Here is a 25,293-nt window from a genome sequence, read left to right as displayed (position 1 = left end):
AGCGATGCCTTACAGCAGCACGCGGCGCATGTCGGCCAGTACCTGCGACAGGTACGTGGTGAAGCGTGCGGCCAGGGCGCCGTCGATGACGCGGTGGTCGTAGCTCAGCGACAGCGGCAGCATCAGCTTCGGTGCGAATTCCTTGCCGTTCCAGACCGGCTGGATGGACGACTTGGAGACGCCAAGAATGGCCACTTCCGGTGCATTGACGATCGGGGTGAACGCGGTGCCGCCGATGCCACCCAGCGAGCTGATCGAGAAGCAGCCGCCGCTCATGTCGGCCGGGCCCAGCTTGCCGTCACGTGCCTTCTTGGCCAGTTCGCCGGTTTCCTGCGCGATCTGCACCACACCCTTCTTGTCCACGTCGCGGATCACCGGCACGACCAGGCCGTTCGGCGTGTCAGCGGCGAAGCCGATGTGGAAGTACTTCTTCAGGGTCAGGTTTTCACCGCTGGCATCGAGCGAGGCGTTGAATTCCGGGAACTTCTTCAGCGCCGCGGCGCTGGCCTTGATCAGGAAGGCGAGCATGGTCAGCTTGATGCCGGCCTTCTCGTTCTCCTTGTTCAGCGCCACGCGCAGGCCTTCCAGGTCGGTGATGTCAGCCTGCTCGAACTGGGTGACGTGCGGGATCATCGCCCAGTTGCGGGCCAGGTTCGCACCCGAGATCTTCTTGATGCGCGACAGCGGCTGGACTTCGGTCTCGCCGAACTTGCTGAAGTCGACCTTCGGCCACGGCAGCAGGTTCAGGCCACCACCGGCAGCGGCAGCAGCACCGCCGGCAGCCGGCACGCCACCACTGAGTGCGGCCTTGACGAACTTCTGCACGTCACCCTTGGTGATGCGGCCACCCTTCTCGGTGCCGTTGATCTGCAGCAGGTCCACGCCCAGTTCGCGGGCGAACACACGCACCGCCGGGGTGGCATACGGCACCTTGGCCGGCAGCACGCCATCGGCGTTGAACTGCACCGGCGGGCTGGACGGGGTACCCGCCGAGGCGATCTCGCGGGCCGCCAGCTTGTCCGGCTGCGCCGGCACAGCGACCGGCTCGACCTTGGTGGCGGTCTCGGCGGCAGCCGGAGCGGCCGCAGCGGCAGCCTTGGTCGGCGCCGGCGCGGCAGCGCCCTCGGCTTCGATGATGGCGACCACATTGCCCTGCGACAGAGTGTCGCCGACCTTGACCTTGATCTCCTTGACCACGCCGGCCACCGACGACGGCACTTCCATGGTGGCCTTGTCGCTTTCCAGCGTGACCAGGCCCTGGTCCTTCTTGACCGTGTCGCCGACGGCGACCAGCACTTCGATGACCGGAATGCCGGAGTAGTCGCCGATGTCCGGCACCAGCGCTTCAACCGCACCACCGCTGGCAGCCGGAGCGGCCGGCGCAGCTGCGGCTGGAGCCGGCGCGCTCTGGGTAGCGGCAGCCGGGGCAGCGGCCTTGGCCGGCGCGGCAACCGCCGGCTTGGCGGCTTCGGCTTCGCCTGCGGCCACTTCGATCAGGGCCACGACCTTGCCTTCGGACAGGCTGTCGCCGACCTTGACCTTCAGTTCCTTGACCACGCCCGCCACCGAGGACGGCACTTCCATGGTCGCCTTGTCGCTTTCCAGCGTCACCAGGCCCTGGTCCTTCTTGACCGTGTCGCCGACGGCGACAAGCACCTCGATTACCGGGATATCGCTGTAGTCACCGATATCGGGGACAAGTGCTTCCTTGATTTCGGCCATGGGGATAACTCCGGCAATCTGGTGTAGGGAAACGTCTATTGTGCGGCCAGCGGGGGCCAGCGCCAACCGTTACAGGTGTTTTCAGTACGCACGCAGCCGGGACAGGCTGTTGCCCATGGGTCGCGGCCGCGACCAGTCGGTAGCGTATTGTCCGGACGATGTCCGCTTCATGTCGCCCGCGCGTCGGCCACCGGCTGCCAGGCCTGCCGCAGGCGCGGCAACGACCACGCCGCATTGGCAGGGCTGGTCGACGGCAATGCGACCAGCTTCGGCGGGGTTTCCAGCCGTGGCAGCACCCAGCGCTGGAATGCCTGCAGCGAGGCACCACCATTGCAGCCGATCAGCTTCAGCTCAGGCAGCGTGGCGATCAGTTCCGGCAGCGCATTGGCCACTTCCGTGCCACGCACGATGTCGGCATCCAGGCTGCCGCGCCGCTCGCAGCGGCCGATCACATCCCACAGGCCGATGCCCGCGGCGTTCAACGCCTGCAGCCGTTGCACATAGGGCAGAGCCGCGTCGAAACCGCAGATATCGGCCATCAGCGGCCAGAAGCGGTTGCGCGGATGCGCGTAGTAACGCTGCTCCTGGAGGGATGCCACGCCTGGCATCGAACCCAGCAGCAGCACCCTGCAATCCACGTTCACCTGCGCTTGCAGGCCGACGCACAGCGTTGCCGCGCTCACATCTTCTCCAACTGAATGAATGCCACTGACGACCAGAAACCCCATGGATACAGGCTTTTCGCGCTGATCGCTGAACAAGGAAAACTATTTTTTAACGCGCGTCGGATTCGATTCATGTTGAGGCGACTACGGTGTGCTCGCCCCGCAACCGGGGGCCCAAAACAAGAAACATTAGGAGATACCCCCATGCGCTCCATCCGTATCCTGAGTCTCGCCCTGCTGACCTCCGCCGCCTTCGCGCCGGCCGCTTTCGCCCAGGACAGCAGCTCCACCGATACCGCTTCGGGCAAGCATTTTGCCGTGGTTGGCGGCGTCGCGCTGCTGCAGCCGAAGAATGATCCGATCGACGGCATCAAGAAGGTCGATGGTGGCCCGGCGCCGACCGTCAGCTTCAGCTACTACATCAACGACAACTGGGCCGTTGAACTGTGGGGCGCCGCCGACAAGTTCGACCACAAGGTGAAGGGCCCGAACAATGCCCGCCTGGGCAACGTCGAGCAGCAGCCGGTCGCGCTGAGCGGCCAGTACCACTTCGGCCAGGCTGACAACGTGTTCCGTCCGTTCGTGGGCGTGGGCTACTACCAGTCCAGCTTCAGCAATGAAACGCTGGCCGACGGCAGCAGCTCCGACATCCGCCTCAAGGACGCCAAGGGCGTGATCGGCACCGTCGGCGTGGACATGAACATCAACTCCACCTGGTTCGCCCGTGCCGATGCCCGCTACATGCGTTCGCGTCCGGACGTGAAGGTCGGCGGCGAGAAGATCGGCGAAGCCAAGATGGATCCGTGGACCGTCGGCTTCGGCATCGGTGCCCGCTTCTGATCCAGACAGCACCGGCTTCACTGATGTAACGCGACGGGCCCTGCGGGGCCCGTCGTCGTTTCCGTCACCCGCGTTCTGTAGAGTCGACTGTCAGTCGACTCTACGCACACACAGGACACGGAGACGCGATGGACGACGTCGACCTGCTGGTGATCGGTGGCGGCATCAACGGCGCCGGCATCGCCCGTGATGCGGCCGGCCGCGGCCTGCGGGTGCTGTTGTGCGAGCAGGATGACCTGGCCGCACACACCTCCAGCGCCAGCAGCAAACTGATCCACGGAGGCCTGCGCTACCTTGAACAGGGCGAGTTCGGACTGGTGCGCAAGGCACTGGGTGAACGCGAAGTGGTGCGGCGGCAGGCCCCCCATCTGGTCCGTCCGTTGCGCTTCGTGCTGCCATGGGAACCCCACCTGCGACCGCGTTGGATGCTGCGCGCGGGCCTGTGGCTGTATGATCATCTGGGCCGGCGCAGCCCGAGTTTTCCCGCCTCGCGCGCACTGGACCTGCAACGCGACCCGCTTGGCCCCTGGCTCTCCCCGGCGCTGCGGCAGGCCTTCAGCTACGCCGATGCGCAGGTCGATGACGCGCGGCTGGTACTGCTCAATGCGCTGGACGCCGCCGGGCGTGGCGCACGGGTACATGTGCGCAGCCGCTGCATTGAACTGCGCCCTGTGCTGGGCCGTTGGCAGGCCACGCTGGAAGCCACCGACGGCCGGCAGCAAACGGTGATCGCCCAGGCCGTTGCCAATGCAGCCGGCCCTTGGGCAGGAGGCCTGCTGGAACGTATGCAGGCGCGCGATGGCGGCCCCGCCCTGCGCCTGGTACAGGGCAGCCACATCGTGCTGCGCCGGCCCTGGCCCGACGACAGCGCCTGCCTGCTTCAGCAGCCCGATGGCCGCGTGGTGTTCCTGCTGCCCTTCGCCCACGACCACCTGCTGGTCGGCACCACCGACACCGACTACCGCGGCGACCCGGCCCGGTGCAGCGTGCTGCCTTCGGAGGTGGCTTACCTGTGCGAGGCCGCCAACCACTACCTGCGCGAGCCGATCACCCCGCAGGACGTGGTCTGGCAGTTCGCAGGGGTACGCCCGCTACTTGCCGATCCCGATCCGCGTGCAGCGAAGCTGAGCCGTGACTACCGCCTGCAGTTGCAGTCCGGCCCGGCGCCCGCGCTGCATGTGCTGGGCGGCAAGCTGACCACGTACCGCGCGCTGGCCGAAGAAGCGCTGGACCTGCTGCGCCCCGCCCTGCCGCAGATGGGACCGGCATGGACGGCAACGGGCCACCCACTGCCGGGCAGCGACTGGGGCGACGCCGCGCAGGCGTGCTCGCGCCTGCAGGCACTGGCACCGTGGCTGCCCGCAGAGATTGCGCGCCGCTGGGCCGGCGCCTACGGCAGCCGCAGCGCGGAGCTGCTGCAGGGCGCTCAGGACACGGGCGATCTTGGCGAGGAGTTTGGCGGCGGCCTGCATGCGCAGGGAAGTGGCTTTCCTGCGCGACCACGAATGGGCGCGTAGCGCCGAGGACGTGCTGTGGCGGCGGAGCAAGCTGGGGCTGCGGCTGGATGCGGCGCAGGTGGCGCGGCTGCAGGCGTGGATGGGGGGTCGGATCCCTTTCCGAGGGAAACGGCTCTGACCCCCGTGTTGCCACGTGTGCCAACCAAGGTTGGCAGCTACCAGGGTGGCCGCGCGCGACGCGATCGATGCATTAGGATTTCCCCATCGCCACCGGAGACGCTGCATGACGCCCCGCTACGTGCTGGCCATCGACCAGGGCACCACCAGTTCGCGCGCGATCCTGTTCGACCGTGCTGGCGACATCGTCGGCAGTGCGCAGCGCGAGTTCGCGCAGATCTTCCCGCAACCCGGCTGGGTCGAGCATGACCCGCGCGAGATCCTCACCAGTGTCTATGCCACGCTGACCGAACTGCTCAGCCGCGAACAGATCGACCCGCGTCATATCGCCGCGCTGGGCATCACCAACCAGCGCGAGACCACCGTGGTCTGGGACCGCGCCACCGGCCAGCCGATCCACAATGCCATCGTCTGGCAGTCGCGGCAGAGCCATGCCATCTGCGAGCGACTGAAGTGCGACGGGCATGAGGCACTGGTCCGCGAACGCACCGGCCTGCTGATCGACGCCTATTTTTCCGCCACCAAGGTGCGCTGGATCCTCGACCACGTGGAAGGTGCGCAGCAACGCGCCGAGCGTGGCGAGCTGCTGTTCGGCACCATCGACAGCTGGCTGGTATGGAACCTCAGTGGCGGCCAGGCGCATGTGACCGACTACAGCAACGCCGCACGCACCCTGTTGTTCAACATCCACACGCTGGACTGGGATGACGACCTGCTGGCGCTGCTGGACATACCCCGCGCGATGCTGCCGCAGGTGCGCGATTCCAGCACGGTGTATGCGCACACACGGCCGCAGTTCTTCTTCGACCACCCGATCCCGATCGCCGGCATCGCCGGAGACCAGCAGGCGGCGCTGTTCGGCCAGGCCTGCTTCCAGCCGGGCATGGTCAAGAACACCTATGGCACCGGCTGCTTCATGCTGATGCACACCGGCACGCAGGCGGTGCGCTCGCGCAACGGCCTGCTGACGACCATTGCCTGGGGCCTGGACGGGCGCGTGGAATATGCACTCGAAGGCTCGATCTTCATCGCCGGCTCGGTGGTGCAGTGGCTGCGTGACGGCCTGCGCATGATCGAGCGTGCCAGCGACAGCCAGGCACTGGCCGCGCAGGTGCCGGACAGCGGCGGCGCGTATCTGGTGCCGGCATTCGTCGGCCTGGGCGCGCCCTACTGGCGCAGCGATGTGCGCGGCGCGATGTTCGGCCTGACCCGTGGCACCCGCAAGGCACACTTCGTGCGTGCCGCGCTGGAGGCGATGGCCTACCAGACCCGCGACGTGCTTGATGCGATGCAGTCCGATGCGGGCATCGCGCTGACCGAACTGCGCGCCGACGGCGGTGCGATCGGCAACGATTTCCTGGCCGGCTTCCAGGCCGACATCCTTGGGGTGCCTCTGCTGCGGCCGCGGCTGACCGAGACCACCGCGCTGGGCGCGGCCTACCTGGCCGGTCTGGCCGTCGGGTTCTGGTCCAGCCGCGAGCAGATCGCCGCGCAATGGGGCCTGGACCGGCGCTTCGAGCCACAGATGGAAGTGGCGCGGCGCGAGAAACTCTATGCAGGCTGGCAGCAGGCCGTGGCGGCCACCCTCGCCTTCCACGTCGACTGAAGGTCGTGCCGGCCGCTGGCCGGCAACCCCCCGATCTTTGGCGGCGTTTGCAGATTGCCGGCCAGTGGCCGGCACGACCGCATGGCCAGAACGTCCGTAGCGCCGGTCAGAACGCCGGCAGCACCGCGCCCTTGTACCTGGTCTCGATGAAAGCCTTCACCTGCGGGCTGGTCAGGGCCTTGGCCAGCTTCTGCACGCGGGCGTCGTCCTTGTTGTCCGGCCGCGCGACCAGGAAGTTCACGTACGGCGAGTCCTTGCTCTCGATCGCCAGTGCATCCTTGGTCGGGTTGAGGCCCGCATCCAGCGCGTAGTTGGTGTTGATCAGGGCCAGGTCGACCTGGTCCAGCACGCGCGGCAGCATCGCCGAGTCCAGCTCGCGGAACTTCAGGTTCTTCGGGTTGGCGGTGATGTCACGCAGGGTCGACAGCGCGTTGGCCGGATCCTTCAGCTCGATCACGCCGGCCTTGTGCAGCAGGATCAGCGCGCGGCTGTTGTTGCTCGGGTCGTTCGGGATCACCACGTCGGCACCGTCGCGCAGCTCGGCCAGCGACTTGACCTTGCGCGAATAGGCACCGAACGGCTCGATATGCACGCCGATCACCTTCACCAGATCGGTCTTGCGATCGCGGTTGTAGGCATCCAGGTACGGCTCGGTCTGGAAGTAGTTGGCGTCCACCTGCTTCTGCACCAGCTGGTCGTTGGGCTGCACGTAGTCGTTGAACACGCGCACGTCCAGGTCCACGCCTTCCTGCTTGAGGATCGGCTTGACCACCTCAAGGATCTCGGCATGCGGCACGGCCGTGGCGGCCACCACCAGCTTCTGCGAGGGCTCGCCGGACTTGCCGCAGGCGGTCAGGGCCAGCGCAGCGGCGAGCAGGGGCAGCAACAGGGTCTTCTTCATGGGCGGAGGAGTTCTCGGGGGGAGTGTCAGGATTTTTCGTAGTTGCTCAGGGCCAGCTCGAGCAGCGCCTTGGCCTGCTCGCGCAGCATCACCGGCTCGACGATTTCGGCATCCGAGCCGTAGTGCAGCACGTCCATCAGCAGTTCGCGTGAGACGCTGTACGGCACCTTCAGTTCATAGCGGCCATCGGCCAGGAAGCGGCCCTGCTGCTTGGAGTGCCAATGCTCGTCGGCCACCCAGCGCGCGGCCTTGGCACTGAACAGGATGGTCGCCCAGCCCTTCGGCGCACCGGAGAAGATGCCGTAGCTGGCACCCAGCTGCTCGTCCAGCTCGCTGTCGGCGACGTCACGGGCAGTGCTGTCGACCACGCGCGCCTTGTGGATGCGGTCCACGGCGAAGCTGCGCAGGGCTTCGCGGTCATGGTCCCAGGCATCCAGGTACCAGTTGTCGCGGTAATGGGTCAGGCGCTGCGGCGAGACGGTGCGCTTGGTCGGCTCGTCGGTGGAACGGGCACGGTACTCGAACGCCAGCTGGCGGCGCTCCAGCACCGCCGAGGCCACGCTGCGGAAGCTGCCTTCATCGAACTTGCGGCCGCGGTGCGGGATTACCCGCACACGGTCCACCGGCCAGTTGGAGACACCGGCCTGGGCAGCCAGCAGGCTCTCGATACGCTGCTGCAGCGGCGCCAGCACCGAGGACAGCACGCCGCCGCCGGTACGCGCCAGCAGGTGCTGCGAGGCCAGCAGGGCGTGCAGCTCCTCCGAGCTGAGCCACAGGCCAGGCAGTTCGAAGCGGTCGCTCTCGTCGGCCTGGTAGCGGAAGCCGGCCTCGCCGTCGCCCTCGATCGGTGCCATCAGCGCATCGCGCAGGAAGGCCAGGTCGCGGTAGACGGTGGCACGGGAACAACCGAGCTTGTCCTGCAGGGTCGCCACCGTCACCGGATAGCGCGCGGACTTGAGCAGACGATGCAGGGCGGTGATGCGTTCGTATCGGTCCATACCCCCGATTATGTCCGAGTCGCGGGTCTTGTGTGGGACGTTTGGGCTATCGTGGTCGCCCCCACCCCCATGGAATGCCCGATGCGCCGGTTGCCCGCCCTGTCCCTGCTGGCCTGCCTGCTGCTGGCTGCCTGCGATCGCGCACCGGCGCCGGCCAGGACCGAAGCCCCCGTGCCCGCGGCAGATCCGGCCCAGGCCGTACTGGGCGCCAGCCAACGCTTTGCGGCCCTGGGCAGTTTCCATGCCGAGCTGGAGGTGCTGGGCGCGCCGCAGCCGGTGCGCAGTGCCATGGACTTCGTCGCCCCCGACCGCTTCCGGGTGCAGACCCCGGGCGGGCCGCAGACGATCATTGGCGACACCATGTTCCTGCAGGCCGACGGTGCGATCCGCCAGGTTCCCACCCCGCCGGGCCTGCTGGAGCAGTGGCGCAATCCCTTGCCGGCCGACGCCCTGCCTGCCGAGCTGCAGGCCGAAGACCTGGGCAGCCAATCGCTGGATGGAGTCGAAACCCGTCACTACCGGCTGCGTGGCGCCCAGCCCGGCGAACGCCTGGAATACTGGGTGGACGCCCAGGGCCTGCCACGGCAGATCGTGCGCAGCGGCAGCAGCAACGGCCGCAATTTCCAGCTGCGCCTGCGCTATTCGCGCTTCAACGACCCGGCATTGCGTATCGATCTGCCCTGAATAGGCGTCCGCGGCAACGTCTGCTGAAGCGCGCCTTGGATCGATTCTGACCGCCATCACGCTTCCAGTATCATCACCGGCTGTCAACCGCTTCGGAGAAGCCCCGATGTCCCTGCGCGTGTCCCTGCTGATCCCCCTGCTGCTGTGCGCGCCGCTCGCGTATGCACAGGATGCCTCCGAACTGGCGGCGATGTCTTCGCCGTGGAGCGGCAGTGGCGGCGAGCTCGGCTTCGCCTCGGCACGCGGCAACAGCAGCACCGAGAGCTTCAACGGCCGCCTGCGCCTGCGCTACACCGACGGCGACTGGGTGCACAGCATGGACCTGGCCGGCCTGCGCTCCAGCTCCAAGGTGACCGAGACCCGCGACGACGGCACCACCACCCGCCGCAACAACACCACCGCCAACCGCTACACCGGCAGTGCCGGCAGCGCGCTGCAGCTGGGCGAGCACCGCCAGCTGACGGCCACGGTGCGTACCGAGCGCGACGACTTCGCCACCTACGACCGCCAGAGCTCGTTCGGTCTGGGTTACGGCACCCGCCTGTGGAACACCGAGCGCTTCTCGTTCGACGCGCAGATCGGCCCCGGTGTGCGCCGCACCCACAGCACCGAGGACGACCGCACCCGCACCGGCATGATCGGCCGCGGCCTGTTCGACATGAAGTACTCGCTGACCGACAACACCGACCTGGTCAACACCCTGCTGGTCGAATCCGGTTCGTACAACACCTTCGGCCAGAACGACTTCGGCGTGTCGGTGAGCATGAACGAGCACCTGGCGCTGAAGGCCGGCTGGCAGGCGCGTTACAACAGTGACGTGGCCGAGGACAAGCGCAAGACCGATACGCTGACCACGATGAACGTGGTCTACAAGTTCAAGTAAGAAACAGGCGCCAAGGGCGCCCGTTCTTCTTCCGGTGGTGCCGGCCGCTGGCCGGCACGACCTGCGATGGCTCAGACGTTCAGCAGTTCGCCGGCACCGGCATCCAGCAGCATCTTCGCCACTTGCTGGCCCAGCGCTTCCGGATCACTGCCTGGGCCCACGGCTTCGGCGCGCACCGCACGGCCGTCGCTGGCGCTGCCAACCAGCCCCTGCAGGTGCAGGTCATCGCCCTGCCACTGCGCGATGGCCGCCACCGGCACGTGGCAGCTGCCGTGCAACGCACGATTCATCGCCCGCTCGGCTTCCACGCAGGCACGCGTGGCCGCGTCATCAAGCGGGGCGAACAACGCCATCAGACGCGCATTGCCACCATCGCACTCCACCGCCACCGCGCCCTGCGCCGGGGCCGGCAGCCACTGCGGCGGTTGCAGGCGCGCGACGATGCGCTCGCCCAGACCCAGACGCTCCAGGCCGGCCACGGCCAGCACGATGGCGTCGTAGCCACCGTTGTCGAGTTTGGCCAGGCGGGTGTTGACGTTACCGCGCAGGTCGAGCAGTTCCAGGTCCGGTCGCAGCGCGCGCAGCTGCGCCTGGCGACGCAGCGACGAGGTGCCGACCCGCGCACCGATCGGCAGCGCGTCCAGCGAGGCGTACAGGTTGGAGACGAAGCCATCGGCTGGATCGTGGCGGGTCAGCATTGCCGGCAACGCGAACGGCGCATCCAGTTCCATCGGCACATCCTTCAGCGAGTGCACCGCGCAGTCGGCCTCACCGCGCAGCATGGCCAGCTCCAGCTCCTTCAGGAACAGGCCCTTGCCACCGATGGCGGCCAGCGAACGGTCGAGCACTTCGTCGCCGCGGGTGCTCATCGGCACCAGTTCCACATGCAAGCCGGGATTGGCCTGGCGCAGGCGGTCGGCGACGTGTTCGCTCTGCCAAAGGGCGAGCGGGCTCTTGCGGGTGGCGATGCGGACGGTTTCCATCCGGTCATTATCGCGCCTTCGGCGCGGATACGGCCAACGGCGGAGCCCCTCGTGGCTGGCGGAGGGGTCGTGAAAGCAACAGCCGCGCTTGGCCGGACGGGGTGGGGTCACGGGGGACGCCGTGAATCCGTCCGTGGAGGCTTGGCCGCGGCATCCATGCCGCGGACACCCCCGCGACCCCACCCCGCCCGGCCTCTGACAGCTTCAGTGCGCGTCAGCCACGGAAGATCAAAAGAAAAAAGCAGAAGCAAAAGCAACAGCCGACGGCTTCCGGGGTCAGATCCCTTTTCCGCAGGAAAAGGGATCTGACCCCTCTTTCCAAGCCGATAACAACAATGCTCTTGCTGTCCGATGCGTTGAAGAACGAGAGGGTTGGGCCGGGGTGGGGCGGCGGGACCGTTGGCGCCATGGATGGCGCCATCGAGCTTACATGGATGTACTTGCAGCGTGTCCCGCCGCCCCACCCCGGCCCAACCCAGCACGTAGAAACAACGAGCCATGACCCGCTGTTGCTGTTGCTGTTGCTGTTGATTTCATAGCAGTCGCGGCCGCAGGCCGCGCGGGACCACTCACAGATGCCGCAGTTCCTGCTTCAGCGTCGCCACGCAGCGGCGGCTGACTTCCAGCGGCTGCTTGCCATGCCGCAGCACCGCCTGCACTTGACCACCCGAGCCTCGACGCAGCTCCACCAGCTCGTGGCGCGCCACCAGGCAGTTGCGATGGATGCGGATGAAGCGGCTGGCGAACTCTTCCTCCAGCGACTTCAGCGACTCCTCGATCAGGTCCTCGCCGCGCGCATGGTGCACCACCACGTACTTCTCTTCCGCCTGCAGGTAGTGGATGTCGTCCAGCGGGATCAGCCGCAGGCTGCCACGCAGGCGTGCGCACAGCATGCTGCGGGCCTGCTGCCCGCCGTTGTCCTGCGGCTGGCCATCGCGGCCGGCCAGGAACGTGCGTGCACGTGCGATCGCTGCGGCAAGGCGCTCGGCGCGGACCGGCTTCATCAGGTAATCGATGGCCGCCGCCTCGAACGCCGACAGCGCATGCGCGTCATAAGCCGTGCAGAACACCACCGCCGGGCGCGGCTCGAAGCTGGCCAGGTGGCGGGCGGCTTCCAGGCCGTCCAGCCCGGGCATGGCGATATCCAGCAGGACCAGGTCCGGCTGCAGCTCCGCGCACGCATGCAGGGCCTGCTCGCCGTTGCCGGCCTCGGCCACCACGTCCACCCCGTCCTGCGCCGCCAGCAGGCTGCGCAGGCGTTCCCGCGCCAGCGGTTCGTCATCGGCGATGACTACCCTCACGGTCGTCCCCTCACTGGATCGGCACTGTCACCTGGCAGGCATAGTAGCCCTCGCTCCAGCCAGCCGTCATCCGCGCGGCGGCGCCGAAGCGCCACGCCAGCCGATGAGCGATGCTGTGCTGGGCATGGCCGGCACCACGCGCCAGCGCCAACCCCGGCGCCTGCGGATCGGGCGCGGGATTGCGCACGCGGATCTGCAGCTCGTTGCCCTCGCGCACCAGCTGCAATTCGATGGTGCCGCCCTCTGGCAGCCGCGAAATACCATGCAGCACTGCGTTTTCCACCAGCGGCTGCAGTACCAGCCTCGGCAGTGGCAGGTCCCACGGCAGCGGCTCATCGCGCTGCCAGCGCACCTGCAGACGCTCGCCGAGGCGCAGCGACTCTATCGACAGATAGCGCTCGGCCAGCTCGCATTCGTCACGCAGGGTGGAGTCGCCCTCGCCCGCGCCCAGGGCAGCACGGAACAGATCGGACAGATCCAGCACCGCGCGTTCGGCCACCGCCGGATCGCGATGCAGCAGGCTGGCGATCAGGTTCATGCTGTTGAACAGGAAGTGCGGCCGGATCCGCGCCTGCAGCGCGTCGGCCTGGGCACGCGCGTTGGCCTGCACCTGCGCGGCCCAGCGATCGCTCACATAGAAGTAGCGCAGGGCAAGCGCGGCGATCAGTGCCGTGGTTGCCGCACTGCCCAGGGTGAAGCGCCAGAAGCTGATGCCGCGGGCGAAGTTGTCGCCCAGTACCGCGTACAGTGCATGCACGATGCCGGCACAGACCACCGCGATCAGGGTCGCCAGCACGATCGCCGCGACAGCGCCCAGCACCGGCGGCAGCCTCGACAGAGCCTGCCGCAGGAGGCACAGGCTGGCGGTCACCGCCAGCGCCAGCCACAGCGCGAAGCCGCTGGCCGACAGCAGCTCGCCGAAGGCCCAGTGGCGGCTGCCATCGGGCGCCAGCGCCAGCACCACCACCGCCAGCTGGGCCAGGCCGAGCATCGCCGCCAGCCGCGGCAGGCGGCACAGTTCCGGCATCCACGGCGATGTGCTGGCCGGGGGCATGGCTCAGGCAGCGCCCAACCGTTCCTGCAGCCAGTCACCCAGCGCCTGGATCTCTTCGGCGCAGACCTGGTGGGCCATCGGGTAGCTGTGCCACTCCACCTCCAGGCCCAGCGCCTGCAGGGCCTGCGCGCTGTGTACGGCCACCGCCTGCGGAATCACCGGGTCGCTGCTGCCATGGGCCATGAACACCGGCACCTGCACCGCACCGTCAACGCGCCTGGCGCTCTCGGCTTCCGGCAGGTAAGTGGACAGTGCGATCAGGCCGGCCAGTGGCGCGGTGCGCGACAGTGCAGCGGTGAGGATGATCGCCCCGCCCTGCGAGAAGCCGGCCAGGAAGATCTTCTCCGGCGCGACGCCGCGCTCGATCTCACGTGCGATCAGCGCATCCAGCTGCAGCACCGATTCCTGCACGCCGGCCATGTCGGCACGCGAGCGGAAGTCCATCCCGACGATGTCGTACCAGCCGCGCATCGGCACGCCGTTGTTGATCGTGATCGGCCGCACCGGTGCGTGCGGGAACACGAAGCGCAGCGCCGGCCAGTGCGGACGCACCAGTTCCGGCACGATCGGCGCGAAGTCGTGGCCGTCGGCGCCAAGCCCGTGCAGCCAGATTACCGACCACTGTGGCGAGGCGCCGGTTTCCTGTTCCACCGTTTGCAGCATGATGCGGCTCCTTCAAGTTCGAGCCGCATTATGCCGCTGGTGCAGGGCCATCAGTACAGCGGCGGTTGCTCGGCGGCTTCCCGGCGCAGCTGCGCGGCGCGCACCAGCACCGGTGGCGGAATGTTCTCTTCGGGGATGTCGAGCAGGCCGAGGCGATGCAGGAAGGCACCCGGGCCGCGCGAGGAGGTCAGCGCCACCACCGGAACGGCCAGCACCATGCCGATCACCACCGGCGCCATCCAGGCTGCCAGCGACGGCGACACCGCCCACGCCAGCACACCCATGAACGCACCAAACACACCCAGCCCGCCGTAGCCACGGATCAAGGCCATCCACGAGATGCCACCATCGTCACGCTGCTGTGCGTCCCAGCCGGAATCGCGGCCGGACAGCACTTCGGCCACGCCGCGCGACTGCACGTACATCACCACCGGTGCCATCAGTGCGGCCAGCACGGTCTCCACCAGCATCGACACGAACGCACGGATCGCACCGCCGCAACCGCGGCGGTCGACAGGGTCCATCAGCATCGCCAGATAGCCCAGCACCTTGGGCAGCAGCAGCACCGCCATGGTGGCGGCGAACAGGCGCACCACCTGCTCCTCGTCCTGGGCCCGCCAGTACACGCTGGGTGACAGGTGCAGCAGGGCATTGAAATCGATGCCTTCCTGGAACAGCGGGATCGCAATGCCGATCAACATCAGCATCGCCCACATCGGCGCGGTGAAGTAATGACCGATGCCGATCAGCATGTGGGTGCGGCTGATCCAGTGCAGGCCACGGCTGCCGACCACCTTGCCGTGCTGCAGGTTGCCCTGGCACCAGCGACGGTCGCGCACCAGCAGGTCGGTCAGGGTCGGCGGGCCTTCTTCGTAGCTGCCCCCCAGGTACGGCACCATGTGCGCGGCCCAGCCGCCACGGCGCATCAGCGCTGCTTCGACGAAATCGTGGCTGAGCACGTGGCCGCCGAACGGCTTGCGCCCCGGCAGCGCTGGCAAGCCGGCGTGGTCGGCGAAGGCACGGGTGCGGATGATGGCGTTGTGGCCCCAGTAGTTGCTCTCGGCGCCATGCCACCAGGCCACGCCACGGGCGATCACCGGGCCGTACACGCGACCGCCGAACTGCTGCATGCGTGCGAACAGGGTGCGGCCACCGATCACCGAGGGCAGGGTCTGGATCAGGCCGACATCGGCGTTGTGTTCCATGCCGGCCACCAGGCGCACGATGCTGTCGCCGGTCATCAGGCTGTCGGCGTCCAGGATCAGCATCTGCGGGTAAGCGCCACCGAAGCGGCGCACCCAGTCGGCGATGTTGCCGGCCTTGCGCCCGCTGTTGTCGCCACGGCGGCGGTAGAACAGCCGCGTCTGGCCGTCCGGCACGCGCTCGCGCAGTTCAGCGAATACCTGCTCTTCGGCGCGTGCGATGTCCTCGCGCCGGGTATCGCTGAGCACGAAGAAGTCGAAGCGTTCGAGCTGGCCGGTGGCGGCCACCGACTCGTAGATCGCCTGCAGGCCCGCCAGCAGTCGGCGCGGATCCTCGTTGTAGGTCGGCATCAGCAGCGCGGTGCGGCTGTGCACGGTCGGCAGCGGCTTGTCCGGGTCGATGCCAAGGCGATAGCCACGGTCGAACACGGCGGTCAGGAAGCCGGCCACGGCGCTGGCGAAGGACAGCGCGATCCAGGCGAACAGGCCGACGAACAGCACCAGCAGGCAGGCTTCCAGCACGCTGATGCCATTGGCCGACAGCACCCGCCACATCATGCGGGTGGCGATGGCGGTCATGGCCAGGGTGCCGCCGAAGATGTAGAACCGGCGCAGGCCGATCAGGCGTGGCGAGGTACGGTGCCGACGGACCTTCAGCTTGCCTTCGCGCAGGGTCTGTTCGGGCATCGGCAGCGGAGATTCGGCCGGCAGCAGCGCCCAGCCGGCGTCGAGCCGGGGCGCATCCGCTTCCGCGTGGATGGTGTGACCCCCCATCACCGCTTACTCCCCACGATCGGCATGGTCGGCTGTCCCGGCCGGGCTGCATGCGCGAAGGTTCCCGGCGCGCCTTCCCGGCGCCCGCACTTGTCCTGGCTGTACCGGCCCTTGGCCGCACAGTCGCTGTCTGTCACTACCGGAACCCACACGATCTCCAACGGGGCGGAATCGAAAATGCGGCCCAGTCTAGGGCGCCGGATGTAAGCCGAGTGCGAAGGTCTACGCGGGGATTTATCCCCATTCAGCAAACAGCAGGCGATGGCGGACCGCGCAGCGGAATGTCGCTTCGTGGCACCGGGTACTGGATCGCAACAAACGCGAACGGTTATCATTTCATTAACCAGGCAGGTCGCCGTCTTCCGTACGGCCGAGACCCACCCAGCTGCGCCGGCCCGAACCGTGCGCCCTACGACCCATGGAAGGGGGCCTGCCTGCTTGTCTGCGTGTGCCCGCTGCTTCCATCCGGTCCCCCCCTCATTCGATGGAAGCCGTCATGTCCAAGCCGTTCCGCTCCCGTTCCGCGCGCCTGCCGCGCACCCGCCTGGCCAGTGCCCTGGCCACCGCCTGCCTGCTGGCCCTGCCCGGCGTGGCCGCTGCAGAGGCCAGCGCCGATGCCTCCACCAAGGACCTGGATACCGTGGTGGTCACCGCCTCGGGCAACCAGCAGTGGATCAAGGATGCGCCGGCCAGCATCAGCGTGATCAGCCGCGAGGACATCGCGCGCCAGCCGGTGCACGACCTGGCCACCCTGCTCAGCCGCGTGCCCGGCGTGACCGGTGGCCTCAGTGCGGTTGGCGAGCAGTCCAAGATCAAGCTGCGCGGCATGCCGTCGAACTACACGCTGGTGCTGGTGGACGGCAAGCGCATGGGCAGCTCTGCCTCGACGAACTACCGGCCGGACCTGGGCCGCCAGGACCTGAACTGGATCTCGCCCGACCAGATCGAGCGCATCGAAGTGGTGCGCGGACCGATGTCGTCGCTGTATGGCTCCGACGCCATGGGCGGCGTGATCAACATCATCACCCGGCGCATCGGTGATGACTGGAGCGGCAGCGCCACCCACAGCTATACCCGCCCGGGCGACGGCAAGCGCGGCGACACCCAGCAGATCGGTGCGACGTTCTCCGGCCCGCTCGGCGAGCGCTTCGGCCTGCGCATCGGTGCCAACAGCATGCGCCGCGATTCGGATCGCTCCAATGGTGGTGTCTACGGCAACGCGTATGCAGGCGAGAAGGACCGCAATGTCGATGCGCTGCTGCAGTGGAAACTGAGCGACGCGCAGGAACTGTCGCTCGAAGCCGGCCATGGCGTGCAGCAGGCCTTCATCGACGCTTCGCTGGAAAAGCAGGATGAAGGCGCCTGGGGTGCCAGCGAACTCAAGCGCAGCTCGCTGGCGCTCAACCACGATGGCAAGTGGAGCTTCGGCAATTCGAAGATCAGTGCGTACTGGACCGAGTACAGGAACGACATCGGTGCTACCGGCCGTTCCGAAGCCACCGATACGATCATCGAGGGCAGCCTGACCACGCCGTTCACCCTGGGCGTTGAACATCAGTTCGCGGCGGGTGGGCAGTGGAAGCGCCAGCAGCTGACCAACACCGACACCATCGGCCGCGCGCCGATCGACTATGCCGGCAATGCCGTCAGCGGCTCCGATCTGGAAGTGGATACCTGGGCCCTGTTCGTCGAAGACGAAGTGAAGCTGCACCGTACCCTGGCACTGACCCTGGGCGCGCGCCTGGATCACCATGAGACGTTCGGTGGCCACGTCAGCCCGCGCGCCTACCTGGTCTGGCATCCGGCCGAGCAATGGACCATCCGCGGTGGCGTTTCCAAGGGCTTCCGCGCCCCCAGCCTGACCGAGAACTCCGCCAGCGCCGCCACCCAGTCCGGTGGCCGTGGCTGCACCTCGCTGATTCCGCTGGGCTATAGCCGCGGCGGCTGCTACATGGCCGGCAACCCGGACCTGGACCCGGAAACCAGCACCAACCGCGAAATCGGCATCAGCTTCGACAACGACCTGGTCGATGCCGGCCTGACCTACTTCCACACCGACTTCAGGAACAAGATCGAGTACGCACCGCTGGGCAGGTTCAACGGCATCTGGTGGACGCGGATGAGCAACGTGCAGCGCGCACGCACCAGCGGCATGGAAGGCAACTTCAATGTCCGCTTCGGCGAGCACTGGCGCTGGCGCACCTCGGCGACGTGGATGAAGGAAGCCAGGAACCTGACCACCGGCCGCAACCTGATCGATACCCCCGAATTCTCGGGCTATTCGTCGCTGGACTGGACGCCCGACGCGGTGTTTTCCAGCAGTCTGTCGGCGCAGTACACCGGCAGGCAGGCCGGCACGGCGACGACCTTCCTCAAGGCCTACACGCTGTATGACCTGACCGCGGCCTGGAACGTCAATGAGGTACTGACCCTGCGTGGCGGCGTCAGCAACCTGGCCGACAAGAAGCTGTATGCGGAAGGCTCCACCGATTACTTCGTGGCCGGGCGCAGCTACTTCCTCAGCATGACCGCGCGGTTCTGACCAAGAGCGTCCGCCGCGATCGCGCTGGCGACGGGCCAGCGCGATCGGCGGTGTTGCGGATTACTCGCTTTCCAATGCGGCGGCGGGCGCCGCGCTCTGCGTAGCCGCCGTGCGTGCACGGTCCATCGCCACCGCCAGTTGCTGGCGTGCGAGCAGCTGTTGTGCCTGCACCACTTCAGGTGTCGGCAGGAGCACCGGTCCCGGTGCGTTTTCCGGTGTAGCAGGTGTGGTCATGCAACCTCCATGGACATCCCGCCGCCGCACGGATTCAGCTGGTGCGGCAGCGGAACTGCGCACCCTATCCTAAAAACAAGGCGGGCGGGTGACGGTGCGCGCCCCTGCCGCAGCAGCCGGAACAAGGCAGGCGTCACATTTTTGACGGTGACGCTTGGATCCTGAATAGGACTTGCCCTATCATGAAAACGTTTTCTCACAGGGATGTCTCCCCCCAATGAATACCACTGACCTGTCCCAGTTCAGCCCGAAGTGGCAGTTCCGCTTCAACTTCTTCCGCCAGCACGGCGCCCCCAAGAACCCCGGCTTCAAGCAGGCCTGGAAGGCGCTGTCCTTTGGTGACCGCCTGAAGATCAACCTGAACTTCTTCGCGTTGTTCTTCGGTGCCATCTACCTGCTGATTCTTGGCATGTGGCGCAAGGCACTGGTGGTGATCGGCATCAACATCGTGCTGGCCATCGTCTCCATGTTCCTTCCGGACGTCGTCGGGCGCATGCTGTTCATCGCCATGAACCTGCTGGTCGCCTCCAGCACCAACTACAGCTACTACCTGGAGAAGGTGGAAGGCCGTACCAGCTGGAACCCGTTTGAAGGAATGTTCTGAGCCATCAGACCTGCGCAGGATGCGCGGCAAGGATGCAACCGACGCCCGGCCCCCTCCGGGCGTCTTCGTTTCCGGGATTAGGCCGCGCGGCGGGCCATGGCCTCCGGTTCGGCCTGCAGGCGGAAGCGCGAGACCGCCACGGCCAGCTGCTCGGCCTGCTCCTCCATCGCCCGCGCCGCGGCGCTTGCCTCCTCCACCAGTGCGGCGTTCTGCTGGGTGGTCTCATCCATCTGCACCACGGTCTGGTTGACCTGCTCGATGCCGGCGGACTGTTCGCGCGACGCAGCCGAGATCTCGGCCATGATCTCGTTGACGCGCCCCACCTGGCCGACGATGGCCTGCATGGTACGGCCCGCACCGTGCACCAGCTGCGCACCGGCACCGACCTGCGCCACGGATGCGTCGATCAGTTCCTTGATCTCCTTCGCTGCGCCCGCCGAGCGTTGCGCCAGCGCGCGCACTTCGCTGGCGACCACCGCGAAGCCGCGGCCCTGCTCACCGGCCCGCGCCGCTTCCACCGCCGCATTCAACGCCAGGATGTTGGTCTGGAACGCGATGCCGTCGATCACCGAAATGATCTCGGCGATGCGCTGCGAGGAGGCCTCGATCTGCTCCATGGTCTGCACCACCTGGTTGACCACTTCCCCGCCCTCGCTGGCAACGTCAGCGGCGGATCCTGCCAGGGTATTGGCCTGCAGCGCGTGGTCGGCGTTCTGGCGCACGGTGGAGGTCAGCTCCTCCATCGAGGCGGCGGTTTCTTCCAGGTTGGCGGCCTGCTGCTCGGTACGACGCGAGAGATCGCTGTTGCCCGCAGCGATCTCACCCGCCGCCAGGCGGATGCTGGCGGCCGACTGCTGGATCTGGCCGACGATCTGGGTCAACTGCTGCACGGTGCTGTTGGCATCGTCGCGCATCACCGCGAACACGCCATGGAAATCACCGCGCATGCGTGCGCTGAGGTCGCCGGCGGCAATCGCGCGAAGCAGCGTCGAAAGCTCAGCCAGGTTGTGATCGCTGACCTGCATCATGATGTTGAGGGTCTCCACCATGCGGCGGAAATCGTGGTCGAAGCGCTGGGCATCACCGCGTACAGCGAAGTCGCCGGCTGCCGCGGCGGCGGCCAGCTGCTGGATCTGCTCGTTGATCGCGGCCAGGTTGCTCTTGGTGGTGGCCATCGCTGCGGTGAACACTGCCTTCTCGCCCGGCAGCGCTTCCATGTCCACGCTGAGGTCACCCACCGCGTAACGCTGCATCACCTCGACCAGGCGCTGGGTGACCGCATTGCTGGAAGCCACCAGCTGGTTGCTGTCGGCCACCATGCGGCCGTACTCGCCGGGGAAGGCAGTGGCGTCCATGCGGTAGCTCAGCTCGCCAGCATCGTGGCGGCGCGCCATTTCCGCCTGCGCCGCCATCACCGCCTGCAGCTGCCCGCGCATGCCCTGCATCGCGTCCAGCAGGCGGCCCACTTCATCGTTGCTGCGCGCAGGCAAGGTGCTGTCGAGCTTGCCGGCGGCGACGTCACCCGCCACCCGCACCGCTTCGGCCAACGGGCGGATCGCCAGGCGGCGCAGCAGCACATAGACGCCGGCACTCAGCGTCAGCGCGGCCACCACGCCCACCAGCAGCGTCAACCACAGCAGCTGGCGCGCCTCGGCCACGATCACCGCGTGCGGCATCACCACGCCCAGCGCGAAGCGCTGCGGGGCATTGCCCACGCGTAGCGGCACGTAGACGCGCACGTTGCCGGCTGCATCGGGCGTGAAGGCTTCGAACCGGCGGTCGGCGGCGATGTCGGCCAGCATGCTGCGGGTCAATGCGTCGGTGCGCGGCTTGCCGATCTCGGCGGCATTCGCCGAGGCCAGCACCACGCCGTTGGGCGAAAGCAGCTCGACGCGGCCTGCGCCCATCGGCGTCAGCGTCGCCAGGTGCTTCTGCAGCGCCGCCAGCGAGAAGTCGACGGTGAACACGCCGAGGAAGGTACCGTTTTCGACGATCGGCGAGCTCAACGTGCTCATCAGCACCTGCTGGCCGGCGATGTCGTAGGCATAGGGCTCGCTGACCTTGGGCAGCTTGTCGCGGCTGGGTACCACATACCAGTCGGCCGAGCCGTCGGCGGCTTCGGTGTAGTCGGTCATGGTCGACTGCTGCGGCTTGCCGTCATGCCAGGCCCAGTAGCTCATGTAGCGGCCGCTGGCATCGTGCATCGCGGTATTGGCGAACTCGGCATCCCTGCCATCGAAGGCATCGGCCTCCCACATGGTGCTCTTGCCGAGCCACTCCGGGTGGGTGCGCAGCTGCTCGCCCAGCACGGCAGCCAGGCTGGCGCGATCGGGCACGTCGCCCCGCGCACGCTGGGCGAGCACGGCTTCGACCATGGCATCGTTGCTGGCAAACGCCGTGCCCAGATCGGCGGCGACCTGGCGCGCTTCAGCGTTGGCCTCGCTGGTCATGGTCTGGCGCGAGGCATCGATCAGGCTGGCACTGGCCTGGCGATAGATCAGGAACGCCGTCAGGCCGAAGCACAGCAGCGCGATGACGGCGGTGCCCAGCATCAGCTTGTGGGCGATGCTGCCCGGGCGGCGGGCAGCGGCGGAACGGGAAGAAGGCATGGAGGGGTCCGCAAGGCAGTTCAGGACGACCGGCACCGGAAGGGCACCGCGCAGGCGCGCGATCCGTCGCGCAGGCCACCGGCCGCCGGGACCCGCCCGGCGCAGGAAGCGCACCGGGTTAGCGGCCGCCTGCCAACGAGGTTGAGGCGACCGGCCTACACATTCCTGAATCCACTCAGGGACGGGACAGGGATCCGTCCCCGCTTCCCCTATTCGGCCACCCGATCCTTGATCCACTCCGCGCGTGGCAACACCTCGATGCTGCCTGCGGCGTACTGCTGCAGCACGGCGTCCGGCCCGAAACGCGGCTGCCACCCCAGCTCCCTGCGGATGCGGGCGCTGTCGTAGACGCGGTCGACGCTCAGCGGCAACGGCCAGCCGCGGCGCTCGAACTCGGCCAGCAGCTGCGGTACGCGCCGGGCCAGTACATTGCGCGGCTGGGTGGCCAGTTCCAGGCAATCCTCGCGCCGGAACGGGGTCGCGGCGCAGGCGATGTAGCGGGCGAAGGCCGGCCCCTCATCCAGCAGCAGCGCGGCATGGGCACTGGCCACGTCACGGGCGTCGATCCCACGATGCAACCGGAACATCGCCATCCGTTCCGGCGGTTCCGGGAAGCAGCGCCCCATCCGCAGCACGCGCACCCCGAAGTCCGGTGCGGCGGCAGCTTCAGCCAGGGCCTCGGCCTGCAGCTTGCTGCGGTGGTAGATCGTTCGCGGCAGCGGCTCGGTATCCTCATCGATCCAGCGGCATCCCCCTGCCACCACCGCGTGGCCGTACAGCGCGGTGGTACTGGTCAACACGAACCGCCGTGCGCCTGCCTCGCGCGCCGCCTGCAGCAGGTGCGCAGTCGCGTCCACGTTGATCTGCTGGAACACCGCGTCCGGTACCAGGCCGACGTGTGGCGCATGCAGGGCCGCGGTATGGATGACCGCGTCGACGCCCTGCACCGCGCGCACGACGGCTTGATGATCGGTGACATCGGCAATGATGCGCGTGGTGGCAAACGGACTGCGGTCCAGACCCACCACTTCATGGGCAGCCGCCAGCGCGCCGAAGATCGCGCGCCCGATCCGCCCGGAACTGCCGGTCAACAGAATCTTCATTGAGTCCATTCACTCGAAGCGCCCGGGAACTACCGGGATGCTTCGATTCTAGGCATGCAACGGAACATCTGCGATAGGACGACCGCGCAACTGTGCGTTCATCCTGACGACTTCGGCGGAGCCAGCAGTTGACGTGCGATGGAGAGTGGATCGTCGCCGCCTGCCGCGTGGGGCGCGACACCGGTCCGTTCGCCGTTGCCACCGGTGCGCAGTTTGATCGGTTGCCGGTGCGGAACGTTTATCTGATAGCCATCGGGCAGCAGCACAGGATCATCGAACATATGTGCGGCACCGCCACTGCGGCCGCCGGCGTTGCGCGCACATCCGAGGGCCGGCAGTGAATACGCGACGAATGCGGCCGCCGGTCCGGCTGCGTGATCATCACGGTGCGCAGGGCGCGTGAAAACCGGGGCGAAGATGGCGACCTGGACTTAGCGTGCGGTGGCCAAGCATGGACGCCGTCGCCCACGAAGGCGGCGTCCACACTGCAGGAGATTTCACATGACTGAGCAGAAGCCGCGCAGCTCCAACCGGGGCTTCGCCTCGATGGACCAGGACAAACAGCGCGCGATCGCCGCCAAGGGCGGGCGCGCGGCACATGCCTCCGGCAATGCGCACGAATTCAGTCCGGCCGAAGCACGTGTCGCAGGCCGCAAGGGCGGCGAAGCGATCAGCCGCGACCGCCAGCACATGGCCACGATCGGACGCGAAGGTGGACACGCACGCCACGCCAACGCGCGCCAGCAGCAACAACAGCCTCAGGCGATCGAACGCACGGCAGAGGACCCGCAACGCCAGCAGGGCTGAATGCTGCGCGTCAAGCCGATGCACGCTGCCGATGCAGCCCAAGCGCCGCAAGCAGGGCCAGCGCACCCGCCACCGCCATCGCCCAACCGAACCCGCTGGCCATCGCACTGCGGTACCAGGTCAGCACCTGCGGCGTGGCGTGCATCGAGCCCGGGTGCAGGATCAGTTCACGCGCCTGCGCAACAAGCCGCTGCTGCCCTGCGGCCTGTGCGCAGGCGGTGAACTGCTGTACGGCACGCTGGCCCATCAGGCTGCCCATCAGCGCGATGCCCAGGCTCATGCCTGCCTGGCGCAGCGCGTTCATCGTGGCTGACGCGATACCTGCACGTTCGGCCGGTGCGTTGGCCATGATCGCCATGCCGGTCGCTGGCACCGCCAGCCCCATTCCAATGCCAAGCAGCATCAGCACGGCAGTGGCATGAGCGCGCGAAGTAGCCGGTTCGAACGTGGCCATTGCGCACAGCGCCACACCGGCCAGGACGTAGCCCAGCACCAGCGCGGCATGCAGCCCGAGGCGGGCAACCAGGCGCCCGAACAACAGCGAGACAACACCCATCAACAGGAACTGGGGAGCCAGCTGCGAGCCTGCCAGCGCGGCGCTGTGCCCCTGTGCCTGCTGGAAGAACAGCGACAGGAAGAACAGGCTCGCATAGGCGGTGAAGCCCAGCACGAACGAGGCCAGGTTGAGCATGCGGAAGCGACCGTCGGCGAACAGGTCCAGCGGCAGCAGTGGGCGTGCCACCCGCCGCTCGACGATGCCGAACAGGATCAGCCCCGCAGTTGCGGCGCCCAGCGCCAGAAGCGTCACCGGGGCCAGCAGGCCCTGCTCGCCGATCGCGATCAGGCCATAGCACAGCGCGCCCAGCGCGCCGATGCTGAGCAGCTGCCCGGCCGGATCCAGCGCGGCGTGCTGCGGGTGCCGTCGCTCGGCGATGCCCCAGGCGCCAAGCACAAACGCCAGCAGCCCCAAAGGCAGGTTGATCAGGAAGATGCTGGGCCAGCCGGCCCGCTGCACCAGCGCACCGCCGAGCAACGGGCCAAGCACCAGGGCAAGCGCGCTGAAGGCGGACCAGCCACCGATCACGCGTGCACGCTGGCCCGGATCGGGAAATGCGTGACTCAGGATCGGCATCGCACTGGGAATCAACAGCGCACCTGCCACGCCCTGCACCGCGCGCCCGGCGACCAGGGTCGAAAGGTCCTTGGCGCAGGCGCACAGCAGCGAGCCCATGGTGAAGGTGGCGACGCTCAGCAGCCACATCCGCCGATGACCGTAGCGATCCCCCAACGGACCGGCCGACAGCATCAGCGCCGACAGTGCGATCGCATAGGCGTTGATCACCCATTGCAGGCCCGCCATGTCGGTCTGCAGCGCCTGCTGCAGGGTTGGCAGGGCCACGTTGACGATGCTGATGTCCAGCGAAGCGAGGAATGTACCGAGGTAGGCCGCCAGCACCAGGGCGGGCCGTTGGAGGCGTCTCATG

Annotated in this window: 20 protein-coding genes and 2 pseudogenes; 8 read left to right on the top strand and 14 right to left on the bottom strand. The window is 67.6% G+C overall.

The features are described 5' to 3' along the window. Window positions 1-9 precede the first annotated feature (9 nt). Window positions 10-1,722 carry a dihydrolipoyllysine-residue acetyltransferase gene (gene aceF / locus AC5P8Y_RS11540; protein ID WP_049433156.1) on the bottom strand — a complete coding sequence of 571 codons (1,713 nt, stop codon included), beginning with the start codon at window positions 1,720-1,722 and terminating at the stop codon, window positions 10-12. Window positions 1,723-1,889: 167 nt separating this feature from the next. Beyond that, window positions 1,890-2,405: a DNA-deoxyinosine glycosylase gene (locus tag AC5P8Y_RS11535; protein ID WP_005411139.1), complete on the bottom strand. Its 516-nt coding sequence runs from the start codon at window positions 2,403-2,405 to the stop codon at window positions 1,890-1,892. A gap of 186 nt (window positions 2,406-2,591) precedes the next feature. Here AC5P8Y_RS11535 and AC5P8Y_RS11530 point away from each other — a divergent pair, with 186 nt between their 5' ends. The 3 genes and pseudogenes from AC5P8Y_RS11530 to glpK all read left to right on the top strand — a co-directional run bounded on the left by AC5P8Y_RS11530 (window position 2,592) and on the right by glpK (window position 6,467). After that, complete coding sequence (locus AC5P8Y_RS11530; protein ID WP_005411140.1) at window positions 2,592-3,227, top strand: OmpW/AlkL family protein; 636 nt, start codon at window positions 2,592-2,594, stop codon at window positions 3,225-3,227. A 128-nt stretch (window positions 3,228-3,355) separates the two neighbouring features. Then, window positions 3,356-4,862, top strand: a pseudogene (gene glpD / locus AC5P8Y_RS11525) (glycerol-3-phosphate dehydrogenase). Between the two features lie 105 nt (window positions 4,863-4,967). Next, window positions 4,968-6,467 (top strand): glycerol kinase GlpK, encoded by a 1,500-nt coding sequence (gene glpK / locus AC5P8Y_RS11520; RefSeq protein ID WP_005414549.1) that lies wholly within the window; start codon window positions 4,968-4,970, stop codon window positions 6,465-6,467. Window positions 6,468-6,573: 106 nt separating this feature from the next. Here glpK and AC5P8Y_RS11515 read toward each other — a convergent pair whose 3' ends face one another. Together AC5P8Y_RS11515 and AC5P8Y_RS11510 are read right to left on the bottom strand one after the other, a co-directional pair. After that, the gene (locus AC5P8Y_RS11515; RefSeq protein ID WP_012481327.1) at window positions 6,574-7,368 is read right to left on the bottom strand and encodes a MetQ/NlpA family ABC transporter substrate-binding protein; all 795 of its coding nucleotides are present in this window, start codon (window positions 7,366-7,368) and stop codon (window positions 6,574-6,576) included. 26 nt (window positions 7,369-7,394) lie between these two features. Continuing rightward, window positions 7,395-8,366, bottom strand: a complete 972-nt coding sequence (locus tag AC5P8Y_RS11510) for a helix-turn-helix transcriptional regulator (protein WP_005411144.1) — start codon at window positions 8,364-8,366, stop codon at window positions 7,395-7,397. A gap of 81 nt (window positions 8,367-8,447) precedes the next feature. Here AC5P8Y_RS11510 and AC5P8Y_RS11505 point away from each other — a divergent pair, with 81 nt between their 5' ends. Together AC5P8Y_RS11505 and AC5P8Y_RS11500 are read left to right on the top strand one after the other, a co-directional pair. Next, window positions 8,448-9,050: a LolA-like protein gene (locus AC5P8Y_RS11505; RefSeq protein WP_033833962.1), complete on the top strand. Its 603-nt coding sequence runs from the start codon at window positions 8,448-8,450 to the stop codon at window positions 9,048-9,050. A gap of 106 nt (window positions 9,051-9,156) precedes the next feature. Continuing rightward, window positions 9,157-9,933 (top strand): DUF481 domain-containing protein, encoded by a 777-nt coding sequence (locus AC5P8Y_RS11500; protein WP_005411146.1) that lies wholly within the window; start codon window positions 9,157-9,159, stop codon window positions 9,931-9,933. 71 nt (window positions 9,934-10,004) lie between these two features. On the opposite strand, the gene hemC is transcribed toward AC5P8Y_RS11500, so the two are convergent. The 5 genes from hemC to mdoH form a co-directional block, all read right to left on the bottom strand. Then, window positions 10,005-10,916, bottom strand: a complete 912-nt coding sequence (gene hemC / locus AC5P8Y_RS11495; RefSeq protein ID WP_111188530.1) for a hydroxymethylbilane synthase — start codon at window positions 10,914-10,916, stop codon at window positions 10,005-10,007. A gap of 569 nt (window positions 10,917-11,485) precedes the next feature. After that, window positions 11,486-12,217, bottom strand: coding sequence for a LytR/AlgR family response regulator transcription factor (locus AC5P8Y_RS11490; RefSeq protein WP_033833965.1), 732 nt, complete (start codon window positions 12,215-12,217; stop codon window positions 11,486-11,488). A gap of 10 nt (window positions 12,218-12,227) precedes the next feature. Beyond that, window positions 12,228-13,271, bottom strand: coding sequence for a sensor histidine kinase (locus AC5P8Y_RS11485; protein WP_172958422.1), 1,044 nt, complete (start codon window positions 13,269-13,271; stop codon window positions 12,228-12,230). Window positions 13,272-13,274: 3 nt separating this feature from the next. After that, window positions 13,275-13,934: an alpha/beta hydrolase gene (locus AC5P8Y_RS11480; protein WP_049450392.1), complete on the bottom strand. Its 660-nt coding sequence runs from the start codon at window positions 13,932-13,934 to the stop codon at window positions 13,275-13,277. Window positions 13,935-13,984: 50 nt separating this feature from the next. Further along, window positions 13,985-15,910, bottom strand: coding sequence for a glucans biosynthesis glucosyltransferase MdoH (mdoH, locus tag AC5P8Y_RS11475; protein ID WP_033833967.1), 1,926 nt, complete (start codon window positions 15,908-15,910; stop codon window positions 13,985-13,987). Between the two features lie 496 nt (window positions 15,911-16,406). On the opposite strand from mdoH, the gene AC5P8Y_RS11470 reads away from it, so the two are divergent. Beyond that, a complete protein-coding gene (locus tag AC5P8Y_RS11470) occupies window positions 16,407-18,452 on the top strand; it encodes a TonB-dependent receptor domain-containing protein (RefSeq protein WP_033833968.1) in 2,046 nt (681 codons plus the stop codon). Window positions 18,453-18,512: 60 nt separating this feature from the next. Here AC5P8Y_RS11470 and AC5P8Y_RS11465 read toward each other — a convergent pair whose 3' ends face one another. Further along, complete coding sequence (locus AC5P8Y_RS11465) at window positions 18,513-18,686, bottom strand: hypothetical protein (protein WP_005411154.1); 174 nt, start codon at window positions 18,684-18,686, stop codon at window positions 18,513-18,515. 217 nt (window positions 18,687-18,903) lie between these two features. Between AC5P8Y_RS11465 and AC5P8Y_RS11460 the strand changes: the two genes are divergently transcribed. Beyond that, window positions 18,904-19,290, top strand: a complete 387-nt coding sequence (locus AC5P8Y_RS11460; RefSeq protein ID WP_005414559.1) for a DUF2628 domain-containing protein — start codon at window positions 18,904-18,906, stop codon at window positions 19,288-19,290. A 77-nt stretch (window positions 19,291-19,367) separates the two neighbouring features. Here the strand turns inward: AC5P8Y_RS11460 and AC5P8Y_RS11455 are convergent, their stop codons facing one another. The 3 genes and pseudogenes from AC5P8Y_RS11455 to AC5P8Y_RS11445 form a co-directional block, all read right to left on the bottom strand. After that, window positions 19,368-21,899, bottom strand: coding sequence for a methyl-accepting chemotaxis protein (locus AC5P8Y_RS11455; RefSeq protein WP_033833969.1), 2,532 nt, complete (start codon window positions 21,897-21,899; stop codon window positions 19,368-19,370). A 209-nt stretch (window positions 21,900-22,108) separates the two neighbouring features. Then, window positions 22,109-23,002 (bottom strand): NAD-dependent epimerase/dehydratase family protein, encoded by an 894-nt coding sequence (locus tag AC5P8Y_RS11450; protein ID WP_005414561.1) that lies wholly within the window; start codon window positions 23,000-23,002, stop codon window positions 22,109-22,111. A gap of 98 nt (window positions 23,003-23,100) precedes the next feature. After that, window positions 23,101-23,382 (bottom strand): annotated as a pseudogene (locus tag AC5P8Y_RS11445) (S41 family peptidase); the annotation flags it as partial. Between the two features lie 121 nt (window positions 23,383-23,503). Between AC5P8Y_RS11445 and AC5P8Y_RS11440 the strand changes: the two are divergent. Continuing rightward, window positions 23,504-23,809 carry a KGG domain-containing protein gene (locus tag AC5P8Y_RS11440; protein WP_033833971.1) on the top strand — a complete coding sequence of 102 codons (306 nt, stop codon included), beginning with the start codon at window positions 23,504-23,506 and terminating at the stop codon, window positions 23,807-23,809. 10 nt (window positions 23,810-23,819) lie between these two features. Here AC5P8Y_RS11440 and AC5P8Y_RS11435 read toward each other — a convergent pair whose 3' ends face one another. After that, a complete protein-coding gene (locus tag AC5P8Y_RS11435) occupies window positions 23,820-25,292 on the bottom strand; it encodes an MFS transporter (protein ID WP_423168004.1) in 1,473 nt (490 codons plus the stop codon). Window position 25,293: the final 1 nt, after the last annotated feature.

The organism is Stenotrophomonas sp. YJH_SMC_12-1, from assembly GCF_059370935.1.
The sequence above is the reverse complement of the archived record's forward strand: the minus strand, read 5'-3'. Positions and strand labels throughout refer to the sequence as shown.